This is a genomic window from Paraburkholderia tuberum STM678, assembly GCF_902833905.1.
Taxonomy (GTDB): Bacteria; Pseudomonadota; Gammaproteobacteria; order Burkholderiales; family Burkholderiaceae; genus Paraburkholderia; species Paraburkholderia tuberum.
Map to the genome: position 1 here is coordinate 65728 of NZ_CADFGP010000015.1, position 17654 is coordinate 83381.

The following is a 17654-nucleotide window of genomic DNA, read 5'->3' on the forward strand; positions in this document are numbered from 1 at the left end:
GCCTTCGCGCGCGAGTTGCGCATGAATACGCGGTGCCCCATACGTGCCGCGCGAGCTTGCATGGAGCGTGCGGATATGCGCGAGCAGTTGCGCATCGCTACGCGTGCGCATCGCGGGCTCCCGCACCAGCCACGTGTAATAGCCGCTCGTCGAGACGCCGAGCAGCCGCGCCATCATCGCAATGGGCCAGCGGGCCCGGTTCGCTTTCATGAATCCGTACCGCCCTTCGGTGGAATGGATCCCGTCTCCCTCGCGAACCAGGCTGCCGCGTGAGAGAGTATGTCGCGCTCCATCTTCAGTTGCCGGACTTCGCGACGCAACCGTGTGAGCTCCTGGCGTTCGGCTGTGGTCAGACCGTCATGCCGCACACCTGTGTCGCGATCAGCCTGCGCCACCCAGTTGTAGATGGTCTGTGCAGTCGGCTCGAACTCCTTTTCCAGTTCCTCCGGCCTGCGTCCGGCCTTCACCAGCCCGACCATTTGCGCCCGAAATTCCGCCGGGTACGGGGTACGATGCTTGGCCATAATCGGCACCTCCTTCTCCAAAGGATAGATGTCCGTTTTTGCGGGTCAACTTCAGTACACCGAAAACTACAACGCTCGCGCCGAGGGCTACGCGGCTGCACTGGCCGGTGATCCGTTTCGGCGTTTGACTACCATCTAGTTTGCATAAGTCAACTTTAAGGTGATGCTATCCGGTTGCTAGCCCGTTTAGGGCTGTTTTTCGATATAGCGATTTGTTTTAGCATCTTCGGATGGAAAAGGACCAACACGAGAATTTCTTCGCACGCCTGATTTCACCGATGCTCGATCAACTTAGGCGCCTTGCATATGACACCCGAGGGGAGCAGTCAGTCGACGATTTGAAGACTGAAGCTTGGATCGCTGCGCAGGATGTTCGCAGCGAGATTGGAGAGGCCATCGAGCCGGAGGACGAGCGCCTACAGACTGCCGTGCTGTCAAAACTGCGAAAAGCATTTGGCAAGTTCGCGAACCGGAAGATGCGGTTCGCCGTGCAGCTCGATCACGAGCAGTCGGGTGACGACGGCGATTTTCTGCCAAATTCCGTCGGCGCTAGTCTGGCCGCGCCGGATGTCTATGAGCCCGAGATCGCAATAGAACGTGCCGAGGAGCTCGCGGCACAAGAGCGTTGTCTTGCCGAGCGATTTACCGAGGCGGTCGCCTATCTCCGGACGTTGAATCACTTCGACCATGATCGGCAGACGATCGCGAGATACTTGGCGATCCCGGCCAGCACGCTCGAGACGAGGCTGCGTCGCGCGGAGAGCGTTGCAGAATCTCAACCGTCAATGTTCGATCACGTCGAGGCCGTACCAATCGACTTCGTGCCGCAGCCTGGGTGCTTCAGGCCAAGAAGCATCAGAAAGAGCAAGGTATTTAGAAGCATGTGCCCCGTGATTCGGCCGTGGCAATGCAACTTATTTTCTGTCTGGGCCACGGTGTTCGCTAGACGATAGCTACCGAGCCAGTTCCCGCTTGGCCGCCTCCTCTGCCAGTCCCATGGCTTCAGCCTCGGTTTTGACCGGACGGCCCGCATCTCGACCGACAACGTGACGGAGGATTTGAGTTCCGCGCTTTACGGTTATTCGGACATAGCCCTTGAACATGCCGCCGGGAGCTGCCTGCACGCAGGCTTCGACGGTTTTGTTGCCTTTCGTCTCTTGGAATGCCATGACGGCCTCCTCCGGGTCGGTTGTGAGCCGATCCTATCATGGGCGAAACGCGAGGTCGGCAACCGCGTTGTCAAACGTGGAGGGTAATCTGGGCCCATCGAACAACCGGAGTCTGATCGTGACAGACATCGCAAATGGAAAGCGGGTTAGCGCGACCGAGGCGGCTGAGATCCTCAGTGTGCCGCGGTACGCAATCAGCCGCATTAACCGGGGCGGCGAGATCATAAAGCGCTACAAGCTGGGTCACAAGACACATGTGTATGACCGTGACTCGCTCTATGCGTACCTCGATGCTTGCTTGGTAAGGCCTACCCCACTGCCTGACGTAAAGTCGAACGCGTCCGTGCATGCGCGGATCTGCATTTCGAGCCCCGAGAGTAAGCCATCCGACCTGCGAAAATTTCTTGAAAAGCTTGAGGAGTTTAAGCGGAAGGAAAAGTAGCTGGGGTGAATGAGTCCAACCCGAGCCACCACCCCGAAGAGGTCACCCCCAACGGGGACTCCGCGTAACCTTTTGGTCGGCCGCCTTGGCGCCGTTGTTATGGCGATGCATGCCACGCGTCGACCATCTCGCCCACCACCGAATCGGTCACGCAGTTTTGCGTAGACAGCCAGGAATGCACCGCGGATCGTTGGTCTTCGGTCGTCGATCCACGTGGCGCGTCCGAAATGATAAAGGCGTCGAAATCAGTGCTCGTCGAGACGGCCGCCAGCATTCCATTTTCTTCAATGAACGCGATGAACGCATCGAGGATCGCCTCGCGCTGAGCGGCCGGGGTATCCGGGATAAAGCGTGCAGTGGCGGAGAAGCCCATCTCTTGGAATTCTCCGATGTGCAGTTTCTTGCGCTGACGACGGTTGTGGTTCTTGCTCATAAGGTTTCCATGTGCATCGCCGAAATGGAAGACTGCGCTCTAAGGGAGGCGCCAAAACAAAAAACCCGCCACTGGGCGGGTCGGCCATCTCAAGGCTTGCGGATTATTTCTTCTTCGGCTTTGCTGTTGCCGGCTTCTTCGCTTGTGCCAGATCGGATCCGGCAACCGACTTTTGGGCTGGCGTGCTCTTCTTGTTGGACAGCTGTTTGCTCGCGAGTGACGCGTCTTTCTTTCCCGTGGCCATAGATACCTCATGCTGTGATTAGTTTTGCACTGCGCAGCTAATGTAGGATGAAAAAGACCCCTCGGCGACTAGCGTTTACCCGCCAGCGCGGCACCCAGAATTTCAAGACAGTGAACTCGCCATTCCATGGCCCGATAAGCCTTTATCGACATCCCTTCGCTATGACGATTCGGACGAACGATGAACTGATTTTACTGACTGGAGGTTTGAAGCAAGGGGCTGCGCAGATTCGATGGATCGAGCGCGAGCTTGGGTTCAAGCCGCCGCGCAAGATCGATGACCATCCGATGATCACGTGGGAGCAGGTGAATGGGAAGCCACAGGAGCGCAGAAGAACTGAGCCGAAGTGGAAGAAGGCTCTTTGACGGCGAGACGCCCGAAGGCGCCGCTACCGCGCGTGTCATCGTCGGAGTAATGCTGTATTTATATACAGTGGTCTGGCGTACCATGTGTCGGTGGCCTGCAGTTATCATGACGCGTAAAGGATGCCCGCACATCACGGAGGAAGCGTGCCTGTAACGCACTTCTACAACAGATCGCTTTTTGCGGTATTAGGCGTCGGTGTCCCCGAGCAGTTGGTAAACTGGGATGCGGGCCACGACGCAGGCGCGCGGCTCGAGCGCGAACGCATTGGCGCCATTCTCAATCACCCAGCGGCGCAAGGCCGGCACAAATCGGCTGTGATGCTCGCCCTTACCCCGGCATGGCGCAGGAAACGGCGGGGAGTCTCCTGGCGACGTTTCCCAAAGGCAATGGCCAACGCGGCGGCGCTGGCATTTCCGCTGGTGTCGTCGGTCAGGCCGGCGCGAGTGCGCAAGCCTTCGGAGAACGGGCGGCCGCACTCTGGACGCAATACGGCGCGAGTGCTACCGACAGCAGCCCAGATGGAACGCTCGACGGTGACGAGGCCAGCGGCGACCCAATACAAGCAAGTGAGACGGCCCCCGAATCAACCGCGCCGGCTGCTGACCAGCAAGCCGGCGCACAGTCCTTCCGGACGCATGCCGCTGCGCTTTGGAGACAACATGGCAAGCAGGAAGAGTGACCTGTTGACGGACGCGGCCACGCAGCCACTTGATGAGAAATGGTGTGGGCTTGGAGGGCGAGTCATTGCCCGGTACACCAAGGCCCGCGCTGCGCGCGGGTAAGCGGTCGGTACTGTAGATGTTTGACCAACCGAACCCGCGTACAGACGACGAGGGCGCGAGAGGCACAAGCCCTCACCGTGCCTCTTGCAGCCCGCCACGCGGCCTGTACGCCCACGGCAGGCCCGAAAAACAAAAAGGTACTCCTGGAGCATCGACCAACCGCGGGGAATGCTGCGACGCTCGGTCTTTAAGTAATTTTCGGTTCCAAAAGAGGCCAGTCACAGTCACAATCGCCTTCATGAGTTTTTCTCATGACCCTTCGAAAGGCTTTGTGGGTAAGGCTTGCAGCGATTTCATGAACTCGAAAACGATCGATTCTGGTGCCAGAATTACCCCGGAAGTTTGACTGCGCTTTTTTTACGCCTGCACTTTGCGCGCCGTTCGGCAGAGGACCGGTCGAGAGAAAGCCCCACCATAAAGCCTGATTTGCGCCTTCCTGCCGCCCGCAAGCCGCTTCTGGGTAGGGCCCCGAGCCAATTGAAAGGTGTTTGTTAGCATTGCATTTTCGCACCTTTTCTCTACATTCTTGGACTACGGAGCCCATGCAGTAGCCGGCTTCCCAAGACAACACTTTTTGAATTTTGTGCCGCTGCCGCATGGACACGGATCATTGCGTCCGATCTTGACGCGCGGGGATCCGCGTACTTGTTCGGCAAATTTGGCGGCGGGCATTGGTTGCCGCATGTCAGCAGTGGTCAGATCCATTTCGTCGGACTGCTGCCAGTTCGATTCCAAGACAACCCCAAACTGTAGGTTGGCCTTGGCATCCAAGGAGACTCCAAACCATCTCTGTGCCCTCTGCGCGTACTTGCGACATTCACAATAGGCCCCGAGCTTTGTCATTGCGTCTTTGGACGGCACAGGGTTGCAATGGAAGGTAATTCCACCGTAATCACCCGCGATCGTGAAGTCATGGGTCCTTCCGTCTGTTCGAGTCCGGCGCGTAATGAACTCTAGCCCGTGATGGATGGTTTGGCAGGTGTCCTCGCCTAATGTCAGCAGCAGAAAGCCCAGTTCCATCGTGGCCGGGTCGGGCTGCTTCTCGATTTGAAAGAGAAGATGCTCGAACAGCGTATCCGCAAGACGGGTGAGGATGCCTTCTGGCGTGCGCGCGCCCGACACGTTATCGCGCCGCACAGTCATCGCCAGGTCGAGGTCGACGGCGATATCGTCCTCCAACTGGATCACGTCGACTTCTGACTCGATCCAGAGGTTCCTCTTGAGGTGAAAGCCGAGCGCCGTGTGCTCGTGACTCATGCTCAGCCGTTCAATATTCTCGACTCGCAGTTTTGCGTAGCTCAGTAGCCGAAGCGGCGTATTGAGCATCTCGGTCAGCGTGTCGAGCAGGAACACGTCCATCACAAAGGGCGCGCGGACCTTGTCGGAAGTCTGGTACTTCAGGAACTGCCTGGTCTGGAAAGCCAGTGCGGGATAGTGATCCGCAACCACATTGAAGATGAGGATTTCCGTCGGCGAGAGCGGCGGCAAAAGCTCCGCTCCCTTGGCGTCCAGCAATCTGCAGTCGCCGGCGAGGATCGCCTGCGCACACAGCCGCGCCTGATCGTATGAGTCTTGGATAGCGGCAGCGAAGTCCTTAAGCAATTGGCCGTCGTTGCCGCGGCGTGCCTCCAAGGTCAGCCTCTTCGATTTTGCTTGAACAATGATCAGCCGATCGCCGAAAGCCACGAGCACGTCGATTTCGCCGATGGTCGTCCCTTTGCTTTGGGCCAGATGCACATTGCTGTGTACGCGTTCTATTCCGAACACGCTCGCCAGGCGCCGAGCGGCGAACGCCTCCGTAAATGCGCCTCGGTGTTGCGCGGCGGTTGCCTGATAGGCCTTGTCGGCCATCATCCAATAGAACGGAGACTCATACAGGGACTCGTAGATGCTGTAGTGCTGAAACAGAAGCACCCTGTCGCCGCCCGCAGCCAGTAGCGGCGTCGCGTTCAGCGCGTTGAAATCCCCCAGCGACTGGAACTGGGTGTTGTTGCCGCGTAATGTAAACGCGTCGAGAAACGCTCGTACTTGCTCAATAGGCAGGCCGGATCGGAGCGCGATCTCGTCCGGCGACTGCTCGAAGGCTGAGAGCCAGCTCAACGGCGAGACCCCTGATTTCTTCATCGCGTTGAAGGCCTGGGTCACCTTTTCATCAAGTAGCGCACACATCGTACGGGCGATCGTCTGCGCTTGAATGACGGAGAACCCCTTGATTTCGACTAGCCAAGGATTGTCGGCGCTGTATTTCTCCGAGACCAGTTCCCGATACTGGAAACTGTAGGCCGACTCGCCACCGTAAAAAATGGGTTCTCGCAGAGCTTCACCACGCCAGATGTCGACGTCTCGCTGTCCGGCCTTGCCGACATCGATCATTGCTTCCCAAATCGGAAATCCCACGGCCTCGTGCAGTTCCTCCATGAGGCGGTCGGTACGATCGACGTATCCCTGCAAGACGCTCGCAGCAGGTTGCGAAAACTCGATTGGCACCCGCACGAGCAGCCCAAGGATCGTGGTGATTTCGGTGCGAATGAGACGCTGCCGGCTGAAAAGTCTTTCCAGATCCGAGGCTTTCATCTCGTTCGCATAGGTCACCAGGTTATCGCGATAGCAGATTTGTGCGATTGCGTGAACGTAGCCTGGCGCGCGCGTGAGAGCAGCCAGATCAACAAATACCTCCGCTTCGCTGCGAGAAGTTTTCTTCATCCGCTCGATTCTCCAAGAACTTCGACGGCAAGCAACTACTTTACGGTGTCATTCCCTGCGAGGTCTATGCGCGATTTACGTCGACAGTCAGGATAAAGGGCAGTACGCCGGTTCCCGGCTGGGCAGCGCGATTCCTTGATATGGCGAACCAGATAACGCGCATCGCTGCGCTGACGACCCACCCATGGCATGACGGCCATATCCCAAAAACCTAGCGCGGCAATCATCTGCTAGGTTTACGCCGTCACACGGATAGAGACCATCGTATGCCCTGGAACTCGCTAGAAATTCCGCTGGAGTGCAGCTGGCAGTGCACGCTGCATGCCGCCAGCCAGTATCACAGCATGGAGCGAGAACGGCGCAGCAGCCTGTTTTGGGATCGAGATAGCAGCCGCTCGCGAGGCGGGTCGTCGTTCATGAGGGACGACAGGCGGGACGAAGAAGAAGACGCGCGCAGGCAGCTTGAACAGGACCGGCGGGATTTCGACAGGTATTTCCGGCCACGCCTGGATCTGCGAACGATCACGGGCGGTCAGGCTCTACGCGAAATCCAGACCTATGTCAGGGATGCGCTGGGTCTCGCGCACTGGAACCTGCCGACCGACAACGCGAGTATCGAGCGCGTTCTCAGGCAGGCGGTGAAAGATGGGCGGCTCGTCCCAGTGGTCCACCGTGACCGGCGTTCCGCGCTGGGGCGTGTGTACAGCCCCACCCCTGCACCGCTGCGCTGGCCGTCATCAGGGGGTGGAGGTGGAACCTACTGGAGCCGCTCACCCAATCTGTTCCCGCCCGGCATCACCTCATTCAACGGCGAGCCGGTCCTGTCAGGCCCGTACGATCCCGCCACCATCGAGGTCAGACGGATGGCCGCGCGCGCCGCAATGTCCAGCAGCAGTAGCGGCGGTGGCTTCGACCTGCTCGGCGTGGTCGAGTCGGTGGCCGGAGCCGCGCTTGGTGACAGCGACAGCACAGACGACGAGGCTGAGGTCGCAGGCGCGGAAACGACCAGCGACACATCTACACCGCTCGGCAATGCGCAGCCGTTCGACGACACGCCGGATGCGGTAAGCGGTGACGTGGAAGATCTGGCGGCCTCAACGAATAGTCCGAAGTTTGCCGCGAAGATGCTTGGTTACGACCAGAACACTTTCAGCAAAATGCTGCACCTCCTCAAGCCAGAGAATGGATTGCGCCCATCGGATAACGTGATCTTCCACGACGACGGAAGCGTCGAATTCAACGGACAACTGCTCGATGACAACATCCACAACTATGCACCCTGATTCCTCAAGTACCTGGCCGCTTGCTCATGCGACGTTCTACATTAATGGGGACGCCGTATCGCCGGACTTTTGGACCGACTATTTCGGCGTGACGCCGAGTCGGAGCAGAACGAAGGGAGAGCCGTACCTTTATCCATCTGGCAAGCTCAGCGACCATCCGGCGAAACGTGGCTCCTGGGCAGTTGAAAGCGAGCGCGCTGTGCAAAGCAATCAGTTGGAACCGCATCTCCGGTACCTGATAAAGACGCTCGCCTTGCCTCGTCACGGTCTTCGCGATCTCGTTTGCCGGGACGGGGTAGCTATGTCGATCTGGTGCTACTGGATGAACGAGACCGGGGACCGCGTGCCCGACGTGCCCGACGACATTCGGGCGATGATGGAAGCGATGGGCGGCACCATCGAGATTGACGAGTACCGATAAACAGGAGAAGGCCCCACGATGTTTGATTTTAAGAATGCCAGCAAGCAGGAGCTGAAAGCTGAGTACAACCGCATCGCCCGCGAAATTGGCGATGACCAGTTCTTCACGAAAAAAGAGTTGAATCACCTCCCCGAAATTCTCATGGACGGCGAGCAGGTTTTAGCTTTTGCATCAGGGGTGATGGACAACAGCACATGGTTGATTGCCTTGACTGACCATCGCGTGATTTTCCTTGATAAGGGCCTTCTGTTCGGACTGAAGCAAGTCTCTATCAACCTGGACAAGATAAACGCAGTGTCTGGTAGCACAGGACTGGTTTTCGGAACCATCCGCATCGAGGACGCGGCCAGTGAGCGCGTGATTAGGAATGTCCGGAAGCAGACAGTGGCGGGCTTCACCAACAAAGTACGCGATGCATTGAACGTATACCGAAGACCTGCCCCTGTCGCTACGCCGTCAGAGACCGCGGCAGTACAGACAGACGATATTGTTTCGAAGCTAGAACGGCTGGCCGTCCTAAGGGAGCGCGGTGCTCTGACCGAGGCGGAGTTTGTTGAACAGAAGACTCGGGTGCTTGCCCAGTGAGCTTGTCCGAATGGCGACGAACCCGGCTACCGGCTTCACGCTGCTCACCGTCATTCTGCATACCGCCGCAGTGAAGGAAGCACAGTTGACAATGCGCAAACATGTCTAGTCGTGCGACCTATGATGTAAGCGACACCCTTACGTCAGAGGCAAACCATGACGAGCCGGGATGTGCTGGGGGCGGGGCGACGCGAGGCCGTACGGCGAGCAGCGTACAGCCTTGCCGACAGCGGCAAGTATGCTGGGTGGCAAGAGATCGAAAAAGCGCTTCGGGCCCGTTATGGCGTGCTTGATGCTCACCAGTTGCTAGGTAACCCGGTCGTGCGCGCCAACATCGATCAACGATGCGTCGCTGCGCGGCCGAAGCCTCACGCGGCATGACCACCAACGAGCGCAGACCCAGCCGGCGGCCCGTGGCCACATGGAGTGTGTATGTCCTCGCGGCCACGCTTTTCTCATTGATCGCTATCGGTGCGATTCTGGCCGAGGGCTGGGCATCGCTGGGCGAGTGTCGATAGCGCGTCATCTATACAGGAAGGGCTCGCCGGAGCGATCCGCGTGGGCCTTTTCTTTTCTGAGTTCGAATTTTGACTGTCACGGGAACGGTCCGTTGATCCTCGTTCATCGCCAGTGCACCAAAAATTGGTAGCTAGATGGGTAGCTAGCGCGAAAAATCGGCAATTTTTTAGCCACAAATCCTTACTGGACAAGGCTTCTGGCGATCACATCAGAACAATGTCGTACTGCTCCTGACTCAAATTCGACTCCACCTGCAACGACACCGGCTTGCCGATGAAATCGATCAGCATTGCCAGATGCTGCGACTCTTCCTCGAGAAACAGATCGATCACCTGCTGCGAAGCGACCACGCGAAACTCGCGCGGATTGAACTGCCGCGACTCGCGCAAAATCTCCCGCAACACGTCATAGCACACCGTGCGCGCAGTCTTCACTTGCCCCTTGCCCTGGCAAATCGGGCAAGGCTCGCACAGCACATGCGCGAGCGACTCACGCGTACGCTTGCGCGTCATCTCGACGAGCCCGAGTTGCGAGAAGCCATTGACGGTCACCCGCGTGCGATCGCGCGACAACGCCTTCTTCAATTCGCCTAGCACCTGGTCGCGATGCTCGACGTTTTCCATATCGATGAAATCGATGATGATCACGCCGCCAAGATTCCTTAGCCGCAGTTGCCGCGCGATGGTATGCGCGGCTTCGAGGTTGGTCTTGAAGATTGTGTCGTCGAAGTTGCGCGCGCCGACGTAGCCGCCGGTGTTCACATCGATCGTCGTCATCGCCTCGGTCTGGTCGATCACGAGGTAGCCGCCCGACTTCAGATCCACGCGACGCGATAGCGCGCGCTGAATCTCGGCCTCGATGTTGTACAGATCAAACAGCGGCCGCTCGCCGGTGTAGTGGTGCAGCTTCGACGATACAGCCGGCGTGAACTCGGCCGCGAAATCGGCGAGCATCTGATGCGTCTCGCGCGAATCGACCTGGATGCGCGATGTGTCATCGTTGACGAAATCGCGCAGCACGCGCTGCGCGAGATTCAGATCCTGGTAGAGCAGGCTGGTGGGCGGCATGCGCTGGGCCTGCGACAGAATCGTCGCCCACGTCTTGCGCAGATACGCGACGTCGGCTGCGAGCTCTTCGCTCGTCGCATCCTCGGCGATCGTGCGCACGATGTAGCCGCCTTTCTCGTCGGCGGGCAGCACGGCGGTCAGACGCGCACGCACGGCCTCGCGCTCGGCTTCGCTTTCGATTTTCTGCGAGATGCCGATGTGCGGCTCCTGCGGCAGATACACGAGCGTGCGCCCGGCGATGCTCACTTGCGTGGACAGCCGCGCGCCCTTGGTGCCGATCGGGTCCTTGACGACCTGCACCATCAGCGTCTGACCTTCGAAGACGATCTTTTCGATCGGCTGATGCGGTGTTTGATGTTGCGCTTCGCCGGCGATGCGCGGATGCCAGATGTCGGCGACATGAAGAAACGCGGCGCGTTCGAGGCCGATGTCGATGAACGCCGATTGCATGCCGGGCAGCACGCGCACGACCTTGCCGAGATAGACATTGCCGACGCGGCCGCGCGACAGCGTTCGTTCGACATGAAGTTCCTGGACGGCGCCCTGTTGAACGAGCGCGACGCGCGTTTCCTGCGGCGTGACATTGATCAGGATTTCTTCATTCATGGTGTTGTTCTAGAAGTCGATGCGCGCTGCACGCAGGAGGGCAGCGGTTTCAAAAAGCGGCAAACCCATAATACCCGAATAGGACCCGTCTATATGCTCGATAAACTCCGCCGCGCGTCCCTGCACGCCATACGCCCCCGCCTTGCCGAGCGGCTCACCGCTCGCCGCGTAGCGACGCAACGCGTCTGCGTGCACTGCAGCAAAACGCACCTTCGAGACCGACAACGCCGCGGGCAGCAGCGCGCCGTTGGCATCGATCACGGCGAGCGCGGTCAGCACTTCGTGCGAGCGGCCCGCGAGACGTGTGAGCATGGCGACCGCATCGCCGGCATCGATGGGCTTGCCGAGAATCGCGTCGTCGATCGTGACGGTGGTGTCGGCGACGAGTATCGGCTGCACCTCGTGACCGCCGTCGAGGAGCCGCGCGCGGGCCGCCTGCGCCTTCGCGATGCACACGCGCTGCACGTAGTCGCGCGCGTGTTCGCCGGGCCGTTCGGCTTCGAGCGCTTCGGCGTCTTCATCGGGGCGCGGCAGCAGCAATTCGAAACGCACGCCGAGCTGTTGCAGCAGCTCCTGGCGGCGCGGACTTTGCGAGGCGAGGTAGACGAACGGATGCAGCGAAGCGGAGGGTGTGGGCATGAACGGGTCTCGATGAAGCGGGAAACGGATGGCGCGGGGTGGTGAACGCGGGTGGGCGTGGAAGAGTGAGCGGGCGAGGTTGACCCGGTGATCCGATCGATGCGCTGCATCCACTAGCGGCATCGATGCACGGCGCGTCGGGCGCATCATCGCATGAAGCGGCGACAATGCGCTCAAGCGTATGGAGCAGAGCACCCGCGACGCGTCAGCAGCAACGAATCGTTGCCAGGCGTCGCCGCGCGAGGCTCCAGCACCTACGCGCGATGATACGGATGATTTTGCGTGATGGTCCACGCCCGATAAAGCTGTTCGGCCAGCAGCACGCGCACCATCGCGTGCGGCAGCGTGAGGCTCGACACGCGCAGCATCATATCGGCGCGTGCCTTCAGCTCGGGATCGAGCCCGTCCGCGCCGCCGATCAGAAAGGCCACGTCGCGGCCGTCTTGCTGCCAGCCCGGCAACGCGCCCGCGAACTGCATCGTGGTCCAGTCCTTGCCGCGTTCGTCGAGCGCGACGATGCGTGCGTTCTTCGGCAACGCGGCTTCGATCTTCTGCCGTTCGGCGGCCATCACGCTTTCGGCCGAACGGCCCGATGAGCGCTGCTCCGGTTTGATCTCGCGCAGTTCGATGCGCAACTCCGGCGGCATGCGTTTCGCGTATTCGTCGAAGCCGGTCGCGATCCAGTCCGGCATCTTGTGGCCGACGGCGAGGATATGCAGTTTCATCGCGAGGACAGTAGCGCTGTGCCCGACACGGCCCGCTTACTTGCGGCGCGCCGTGGTCTTGCGCGCGGGCTTCGCGGCCGGCGCTTCCTCGTCTTCCTCGTCGCCGGGCTCGCTTGCGCGCGCGCCGCCGAACGGATTCGGCGTCGACAGCTTGATGCGCACCGGCTTGTCGCCCCAGATTTCCTCGAGGTTGTAGTACTGGCGCAGCGCCGGCTGCAGGATGTGCACGATCGCGTCGCCGCAATCGACCAGCACCCATTCGCCGATATCCTCGCCCTCGGTGCTGATGATCTCGCCGCCGGCTTCCTTCACGCCTTCGCGCACGCTCGACGCGAGCGCCTTGGTTTGCCGGTTCGACGTGCCGCTCGCGACGATCACGCGATCGAACAGCGAGGTCAGGTGGCTGGTGTTGAACACTTTGATGTCTTGCGCCTTGACGTCTTCGAGAGAGTCAACGATTACGCGTTGCAGTTTGCGAATATCCATGGAGTTACCGGTGGTACAGATGATGTTGAAGAATATAGTCCCACACCGCGGCGGGGACGTGACTCGCGGCCCGATCCTGGCTTGTGCCGCCCGCACCCGCGTGGGCGAGCCGCTGGTTGACCTGCTCGCGCAGATGCGCGCGAATGTCGGTGGCCGATACGTTGAACGCGAGCGTCGTGTCGATCAGCAGATGGCCGCAGGGTGTGGCCTGCAGCACGTCGGCGCGCGCACGGCGCGCGGCGATTTCCCTGGCGACCGCGGGGGCGACCGACGCGAGGTCGAAGCCGGGCCGCGTGGCCGCGCCGATATGCGCGAGCTCGAACAGGCGCCGCCAGTCGCGCCATGTGTCGAGATGCACCAGTTGATCCGCGCCGATCAGCAGGGTGATCGATGCGTCGTCGCCTTCGCGCTCGCGCCAGCATTGCAGCGTCTCGACCGTGTAGGTCGCGCCATCGTGCTCGATTTCGTCGGTCGCGACGCGTACCGTCACGCCGGGGATCGCGAGCGACGCGGCCGCCGCGCGCGTCATCGCGAGCCGATGTTCGGCGGGCGACACGTCGGCTTTCTGCCACGGCTGGCCGGCCGGCAGCAGCACCAGTTCGGTCAGCCGCAGCACGTCGGCGAACCGCCGCGCGAGCGCGAGGTGGCCGTCGTGGATCGGGTCGAAAGTGCCGCCCAGCAGACCGATCCGGCGAGGCAGGGCGACAGGGTGAGCGTTTGGCTTCAGGTGAGGGTCCTTTGTCGTGACCGTAAGCGAGACAGGTGGCGCGTCACACCCACTCGCGCGGCACGAGGAAATCGCTGTACAAACGCGCTTCCGGCGTGCCCCGCTCGGGCTGCCAGTCGTAGCGCCAGTTCGCCACAGGCGGCATCGACATCAAGATCGATTCGGTGCGTCCGCCGCTCTGCAGCCCAAACAGTGTGCCACGGTCGAAGACCAGATTGAACTCGACGTAGCGGCCGCGCCGGTAAGCCTGGAACGCGCGCTCGGCTTCGCCGTACGGCGTGTCGCGGCGCCGCTCGATGATCGGCAGGTACGCATCGAGAAAGCCTTCGCCGACGCTTTTGAGCATCGCGAACGACTGCTCGAAGCCCGGCGCCGAGAAATCGTCGAAGAAAATCCCGCCAATGCCGCGCGGCTCGTTGCGGTGCTTCAGGAAGAAGTACTCGTCGCACCAGCGCTTGAAGCGCGGGTACAGGTCCGCGCCGTACGGCGCGAGCGCGTCGCGACACACCTGATGGAACTGCCGCGCGTCCTCTTCGTAGCCGTAGTAGGGCGTCAGGTCCATGCCGCCGCCGAACCAGAACACCGGTTCTTCGCCTTCCCTGGTCGCGACGAGCAGGCGCACGTTCATGTGCACGGTCGGGCAGTGCGGATTGTGCGGATGCAGCACGAGCGACACGCCCATCGCCTCGAAGCCGCGCCCGGCCAGTTGCGGCCGCGCAGCGCTTGCCGAGCCCGGCAGCGCGTCGCCCGCGACGTCCGAGAAGCCGATGCCGGCGCGCTCGAAGAACTGGCCGCCTTCGAGAATCCGCGTGACGCCGCCGCCGCGCAGCTTCTCGCCGGGCGCGCGCTGCCACGCGTCGGTAGCGAACGCGGAGCCGTCGAAGGCGCCGAGCGTGTCCGCGATATGCGATTGCAGGCCTTGCAGCCAGCTGCGCACGGCTTGTGCGTCGTAGCTCGAATTGCTCATGAATGCAGGTGCTGGGGCGGCACGCTCGTCGTGCCGCGGGTTCTTCGAAAGAAAGCGATGGCCGCGTTGGCGCCGGGTGTCTGCGAACCTGGACCGCTGGTTCGGATTGCCTGGTTGCCGGAGGCGAACATCAGAGGCGGCTTGCCGCTTCAGTCGATTCGCGGGCTCCGGGCCCGTCTGCCGCGACGAGCGGGACAGATTCAGTGTAGCGCGCGTCGTGTAACGTGCCCGCACGGCGTCCAGCGCTAGCGAAGCTTACTTGCCGTCGTGCTTGCGGTTGAGCGCGCGATAGCCGATGTCGCGGCGGTACTGCATGCCGTCGAACGCGATCTGGTTGATCGTGTGGTACGCGGCCGCCTGCGCGGTGCGCACCGAATCCGCGAGACCGACGACGCACAGCACGCGCCCGCCCGAGGTGGTCAGCTTGCCGTCCGTCAGCGTGGTGCCGGCGTGGAACGTGACTGAATCCGCGGCTTCGGCGGGAATGCCGTTGATGCGGTCGCCCTTCCTCGGCGTGTCCGGGTAGTTGTGCGCGGCGAGCACGACACCGAGCGCGGTGCGGCGGTCCCATTCGAGCTCGACGGTGTCGAGCGTGCCGGCGATCGCGTGTTCCACCACCTTCGAATAGTCGCCTTTCAGACGCGCCATGATCGGCTGCGTTTCGGGGTCGCCCATCCGGCAGTTGAATTCGAGCGTCTTCGGGTTGCCTTGCGCGTCGATCATCAGGCCCGCGTACAGGAAGCCGGTGTAGCGGATACCTTCCTTCTCCATGCCGCGCACGGTCGGCAGGATGATTTCGCGCATCACGCGCGCATGCAGCTGCGGCGTGACGATCGGCGCGGGCGAGTAGGCGCCCATGCCGCCCGTGTTCGGGCCCTGGTCGCCGTCGAGCAGACGCTTGTGATCCTGGCTCGACGCGAGCGCGAGCACGTGCTTGCCGTCCACCATCACGATGAAGCTCGCTTCCTCGCCGGCGAGGAACTCCTCGATCACGACGCGCGCGCCGGCGTCGCCGAGCTTGTTGTCCGACAGCATCATGTCGACCGCGGCGTGCGCTTCTTGCAGCGTTTGCGCGACCACCACGCCCTTGCCGGCGGCGAGGCCGTCGGCCTTGATCACGATCGGCGCGCCCTTGGCGTCCAGATACGCGTGCGCGGCGGCGACGTCGGCGAAGGTTTCGTACTCGGCCGTCGGGATGCCGTGGCGCTTCATGAACGCTTTGGCGAAATCTTTCGAGCTTTCGAGCTGGGCGGCCTCTTTGGTCGGCCCGAAGATCTTCAGACCGCGCGAGCGGAACAGGTTGACGATGCCTGCCGCGAGCGGCGCTTCCGGCCCGACCAGCGTGAACGCGATCTGTTCTTTTTCGACGAAATCAGCGAGCGCGGCCGGCTCGGTGATGTCGAGGTTGAGCAGACGCTCATCCTGAGCGGTGCCGCCGTTGCCCGGCGCGACGTAGACGAGCTGGACCCGCGGCGATTGCGCGAGCTTCCATGCCAGCGCATGTTCGCGACCGCCGGAACCGACGACGAGTAACTTCATGTGAATCCCCGAGACTTGAAAACCATAAACGGCCGAGCGGTGTGCTCAGCCGTGCAATAAACCATCAACAGCAAGGGCAAACGATGCCAGAGCCCGGCGCGCCATCACTCGCCGGCGATCGACGCGTTTGTATAGACTTCCTGCACGTCGTCCAGATTTTCGAGCGCGTCGAGCAGCTTCTGCATTTTCACGGCATCGTCGCCGGTGAATTCGACTTCGGTCTGCGGCTTCATCGTGACTTCGGCCAGTTCGGCCTTGAAGCCCGCCGTTTCGAGTGCAGCCTTCACTTTCGAAAAATCGTTCGGCGGGCACAGCACTTCGATACTGCCGTCCTCGTTCGTCACGACGTCGTCGGCGCCCGCTTCGAGCGCGGCTTCCATCAGCGCGTCTTCGGCGGTGCCGGGAGCGAACAGGAACTGGCCGACGTGATCGAACATGAACGACACCGAGCCGTCGGTGCCCATGTTGCCGCCGTTCTTCGAGAACGCGTGACGCACTTCCGCGACCGTGCGGGTGCGGTTGTCGGTCATGGTGTCGACGATCACCGCCGCGCCGCCGATGCCATAGCCTTCGTAGCGGATTTCCTCGTAGTTCGCGCCGTCCGCGCCGCCGACACCGCGCTGGATCGCGCGGTTGATGTTGTCTTTCGGCATGTTGGCGTCGTACGCCTTGTCGACCGCGAGCCGCAGACGCGGGTTCGAGTCGATTTCGCCGCCGCCCAGACGGGCCGCAACCTGGATTTCCTTGATGAGCCGCGTCCAGACCTTGCCGCGCTTGGCATCGGCCGCTGCTTTCTTATGCTTGATGTTGGCCCATTTCGAATGACCCGCCATACTTTTCTCCGTCGCGCGCGCCAGCGGGGCGCACGCATAGTGCAATTGTCGTTGCGATGTCGGGCGCCTCGCGTGTTGCGCCTCGATGTCAATCCGTCAGGTGAAAGGCTGCCGGCCGCTCGTGCTTGTCGCTCGTGTTGGCCCGTCGAGGCGGCCACCTGTGCCGACGATCTCAGCCTGGCCGTTCCCGCGCGTCGTTCCGCGCTTGCCCGCCGGTGGGCGTTCGTGCCGGTTCGTGCATGATCGGCCGGCCAGGCGGAGCCGCAGGGCCGCAGCGCGGTGGAGCGCGGTGGAGCGGGGCAGCTTGCGCGGCCAGGCGCCGCATGACCTGATGCGAAAGCGCGGGGCGCCAGTCGAAATTGCAGGCGGTGGTGCGAGTGATCGTGCGGGTCGAGCCGCTCCGTCGAGCGGGTTCGAATTTTATCATGCCGCGAGGGTGCGGCAGAGGGGGCCGCGCCGCGAAACCGGCCGCAAATGCAATGAAATCGACGCGAAAATGAATGGAGGCGGTGCGGATGTGTCGCCGGGAGGGCCGGATGCGGGCGAAAGCGGGGCCGGTTCCGGGGCGGCGGCATCGCCATGCCACCCCCGCTG

19 protein-coding genes and 1 pseudogene are annotated in these 17654 nt (G+C 61.6%); 6 read left to right on the forward strand and 14 right to left on the reverse strand.

Annotation, left to right across the window (positions count from 1 at the left end; all coding sequences use genetic code 11):
* Both HWY30_RS42985 and HWY30_RS42990 read right to left on the reverse strand, forming a co-directional pair.
* Positions 1 to 165 (reverse strand): annotated as a pseudogene (locus tag HWY30_RS42985) (IS3 family transposase); the annotation flags it as partial.
* Between the two features lie 41 nt (positions 166 to 206).
* Positions 207 to 524: a transposase gene (locus HWY30_RS42990; protein WP_425199382.1), complete on the reverse strand. Its 318-nt coding sequence runs from the start codon at positions 522 to 524 to the stop codon at positions 207 to 209.
* 230 nt (positions 525 to 754) lie between these two features.
* On the opposite strand from HWY30_RS42990, the gene HWY30_RS15360 reads away from it, so the two are divergent.
* The gene (locus HWY30_RS15360; protein WP_090803694.1) at positions 755 to 1477 is read left to right on the forward strand and encodes a hypothetical protein; all 723 of its coding nucleotides are present in this window, start codon (positions 755 to 757) and stop codon (positions 1475 to 1477) included.
* Here HWY30_RS15360 and HWY30_RS15365 read toward each other — a convergent pair whose 3' ends face one another.
* Entirely contained in the window at positions 1478 to 1693 is a 216-nt protein-coding gene (locus HWY30_RS15365) for a hypothetical protein (RefSeq protein WP_090803696.1), read from the reverse strand. It abuts the gene before it with no gap.
* Between the two features lie 118 nt (positions 1694 to 1811).
* Here HWY30_RS15365 and HWY30_RS15370 point away from each other — a divergent pair, with 118 nt between their 5' ends.
* The gene (locus HWY30_RS15370; protein ID WP_143037143.1) at positions 1812 to 2135 is read left to right on the forward strand and encodes a hypothetical protein; all 324 of its coding nucleotides are present in this window, start codon (positions 1812 to 1814) and stop codon (positions 2133 to 2135) included.
* 97 nt (positions 2136 to 2232) lie between these two features.
* Here the strand turns inward: HWY30_RS15370 and HWY30_RS15375 are convergent, their stop codons facing one another.
* Together HWY30_RS15375 and HWY30_RS15380 are read right to left on the reverse strand one after the other, a co-directional pair.
* Positions 2233 to 2568 carry a YggL 50S ribosome-binding family protein gene (locus HWY30_RS15375; RefSeq protein ID WP_090803699.1) on the reverse strand — a complete coding sequence of 112 codons (336 nt, stop codon included), beginning with the start codon at positions 2566 to 2568 and terminating at the stop codon, positions 2233 to 2235.
* A 103-nt stretch (positions 2569 to 2671) separates the two neighbouring features.
* On the reverse strand, positions 2672 to 2812 hold the full coding sequence (locus tag HWY30_RS15380; RefSeq protein WP_167368630.1) for a hypothetical protein: 141 nt from the start codon (positions 2810 to 2812) through the stop codon (positions 2672 to 2674).
* Positions 2813 to 2859: 47 nt separating this feature from the next.
* Between HWY30_RS15380 and HWY30_RS15385 the strand changes: the two genes are divergently transcribed.
* A complete protein-coding gene (locus HWY30_RS15385; protein ID WP_143037144.1) occupies positions 2860 to 3177 on the forward strand; it encodes a hypothetical protein in 318 nt (105 codons plus the stop codon).
* A 1314-nt stretch (positions 3178 to 4491) separates the two neighbouring features.
* Here HWY30_RS15385 and HWY30_RS41655 read toward each other — a convergent pair.
* Entirely contained in the window at positions 4492 to 6663 is a 2172-nt protein-coding gene (locus HWY30_RS41655) for a nuclease-related domain-containing protein (protein WP_090803704.1), read from the reverse strand.
* Positions 6664 to 6929: 266 nt separating this feature from the next.
* On the opposite strand from HWY30_RS41655, the gene HWY30_RS15395 reads away from it, so the two are divergent.
* From HWY30_RS15395 to HWY30_RS15405, 3 genes are read left to right on the forward strand one after another with little or no spacing between them, the layout of a single operon-like run.
* A complete protein-coding gene (locus HWY30_RS15395) occupies positions 6930 to 7946 on the forward strand; it encodes a hypothetical protein (protein WP_090803705.1) in 1017 nt (338 codons plus the stop codon).
* On the forward strand, positions 7936 to 8367 hold the full coding sequence (locus tag HWY30_RS15400) for a DUF4279 domain-containing protein (RefSeq protein ID WP_090803707.1): 432 nt from the start codon (positions 7936 to 7938) through the stop codon (positions 8365 to 8367). Before HWY30_RS15395 ends, HWY30_RS15400 begins: the two co-directional genes overlap by 11 nt.
* Positions 8368 to 8385: 18 nt before the next feature.
* The gene (locus tag HWY30_RS15405) at positions 8386 to 8952 is read left to right on the forward strand and encodes a PH domain-containing protein (protein ID WP_090803709.1); all 567 of its coding nucleotides are present in this window, start codon (positions 8386 to 8388) and stop codon (positions 8950 to 8952) included.
* 722 nt (positions 8953 to 9674) lie between these two features.
* Here the strand turns inward: HWY30_RS15405 and rng are convergent.
* From rng to HWY30_RS15445, 8 genes are all read right to left on the reverse strand, one after another.
* Positions 9675 to 11144 (reverse strand): ribonuclease G, encoded by a 1470-nt coding sequence (rng, locus tag HWY30_RS15410; RefSeq protein WP_090803712.1) that lies wholly within the window; start codon positions 11142 to 11144, stop codon positions 9675 to 9677.
* Positions 11145 to 11153: 9 nt separating this feature from the next.
* The gene (locus HWY30_RS15415; RefSeq protein WP_090803714.1) at positions 11154 to 11783 is read right to left on the reverse strand and encodes a Maf family protein; all 630 of its coding nucleotides are present in this window, start codon (positions 11781 to 11783) and stop codon (positions 11154 to 11156) included.
* Between the two features lie 254 nt (positions 11784 to 12037).
* On the reverse strand, positions 12038 to 12508 hold the full coding sequence (gene rlmH / locus HWY30_RS15420; RefSeq protein WP_090803715.1) for a 23S rRNA (pseudouridine(1915)-N(3))-methyltransferase RlmH: 471 nt from the start codon (positions 12506 to 12508) through the stop codon (positions 12038 to 12040).
* Between the two features lie 36 nt (positions 12509 to 12544).
* Complete coding sequence (rsfS, locus tag HWY30_RS15425) at positions 12545 to 12994, reverse strand: ribosome silencing factor (protein ID WP_090803717.1); 450 nt, start codon at positions 12992 to 12994, stop codon at positions 12545 to 12547.
* A 4-nt stretch (positions 12995 to 12998) separates the two neighbouring features.
* Positions 12999 to 13721, reverse strand: a complete 723-nt coding sequence (locus HWY30_RS15430; RefSeq protein WP_244144919.1) for a nicotinate-nucleotide adenylyltransferase — start codon at positions 13719 to 13721, stop codon at positions 12999 to 13001.
* Positions 13722 to 13764: 43 nt separating this feature from the next.
* Positions 13765 to 14688 (reverse strand): oxygen-dependent coproporphyrinogen oxidase, encoded by a 924-nt coding sequence (gene hemF, locus HWY30_RS15435; RefSeq protein WP_090803720.1) that lies wholly within the window; start codon positions 14686 to 14688, stop codon positions 13765 to 13767.
* Between the two features lie 255 nt (positions 14689 to 14943).
* A complete protein-coding gene (gene purD, locus HWY30_RS15440; RefSeq protein WP_090803721.1) occupies positions 14944 to 16227 on the reverse strand; it encodes a phosphoribosylamine--glycine ligase in 1284 nt (427 codons plus the stop codon).
* 104 nt (positions 16228 to 16331) lie between these two features.
* The gene (locus HWY30_RS15445) at positions 16332 to 17060 is read right to left on the reverse strand and encodes a YebC/PmpR family DNA-binding transcriptional regulator (protein ID WP_018419973.1); all 729 of its coding nucleotides are present in this window, start codon (positions 17058 to 17060) and stop codon (positions 16332 to 16334) included.
* Positions 17061 to 17654: the final 594 nt, after the last annotated feature.

What these genes read in the sequence shown, in the direction of transcription:
- HWY30_RS15365 (WP_090803696.1), bottom strand. Translation starts at nt 1,693, where the DNA reads ATGGCATTCCAAGAGACGAAAGGCAACAAAACCGTCGAAGCCTGCGTG.
- HWY30_RS41655 (WP_090803704.1), bottom strand. Translation starts at nt 6,663, where the DNA reads ATGAAGAAAACTTCTCGCAGCGAAGCGGAGGTATTTGTTGATCTGGCT.
- rng (WP_090803712.1), bottom strand. Translation starts at nt 11,144, where the DNA reads ATGAATGAAGAAATCCTGATCAATGTCACGCCGCAGGAAACGCGCGTC.
- HWY30_RS15385 (WP_143037144.1), top strand. Translation starts at nt 2,860, where the DNA reads ATGAAAAAGACCCCTCGGCGACTAGCGTTTACCCGCCAGCGCGGCACC.
- HWY30_RS42990 (WP_425199382.1), bottom strand. Translation starts at nt 524, where the DNA reads ATGGCCAAGCATCGTACCCCGTACCCGGCGGAATTTCGGGCGCAAATG.
- HWY30_RS15415 (WP_090803714.1), bottom strand. Translation starts at nt 11,783, where the DNA reads ATGCCCACACCCTCCGCTTCGCTGCATCCGTTCGTCTACCTCGCCTCG.
- HWY30_RS15395 (WP_090803705.1), top strand. Translation starts at nt 6,930, where the DNA reads ATGCCCTGGAACTCGCTAGAAATTCCGCTGGAGTGCAGCTGGCAGTGC.
- rsfS (WP_090803717.1), bottom strand. Translation starts at nt 12,994, where the DNA reads ATGGATATTCGCAAACTGCAACGCGTAATCGTTGACTCTCTCGAAGAC.
- rlmH (WP_090803715.1), bottom strand. Translation starts at nt 12,508, where the DNA reads ATGAAACTGCATATCCTCGCCGTCGGCCACAAGATGCCGGACTGGATC.
- purD (WP_090803721.1), bottom strand. Translation starts at nt 16,227, where the DNA reads ATGAAGTTACTCGTCGTCGGTTCCGGCGGTCGCGAACATGCGCTGGCA.
- HWY30_RS15405 (WP_090803709.1), top strand. Translation starts at nt 8,386, where the DNA reads ATGTTTGATTTTAAGAATGCCAGCAAGCAGGAGCTGAAAGCTGAGTAC.
- HWY30_RS15445 (WP_018419973.1), bottom strand. Translation starts at nt 17,060, where the DNA reads ATGGCGGGTCATTCGAAATGGGCCAACATCAAGCATAAGAAAGCAGCG.
- HWY30_RS15380 (WP_167368630.1), bottom strand. Translation starts at nt 2,812, where the DNA reads ATGGCCACGGGAAAGAAAGACGCGTCACTCGCGAGCAAACAGCTGTCC.
- HWY30_RS15375 (WP_090803699.1), bottom strand. Translation starts at nt 2,568, where the DNA reads ATGAGCAAGAACCACAACCGTCGTCAGCGCAAGAAACTGCACATCGGA.
- hemF (WP_090803720.1), bottom strand. Translation starts at nt 14,688, where the DNA reads ATGAGCAATTCGAGCTACGACGCACAAGCCGTGCGCAGCTGGCTGCAA.
- HWY30_RS15400 (WP_090803707.1), top strand. Translation starts at nt 7,936, where the DNA reads ATGCACCCTGATTCCTCAAGTACCTGGCCGCTTGCTCATGCGACGTTC.
- HWY30_RS15360 (WP_090803694.1), top strand. Translation starts at nt 755, where the DNA reads ATGGAAAAGGACCAACACGAGAATTTCTTCGCACGCCTGATTTCACCG.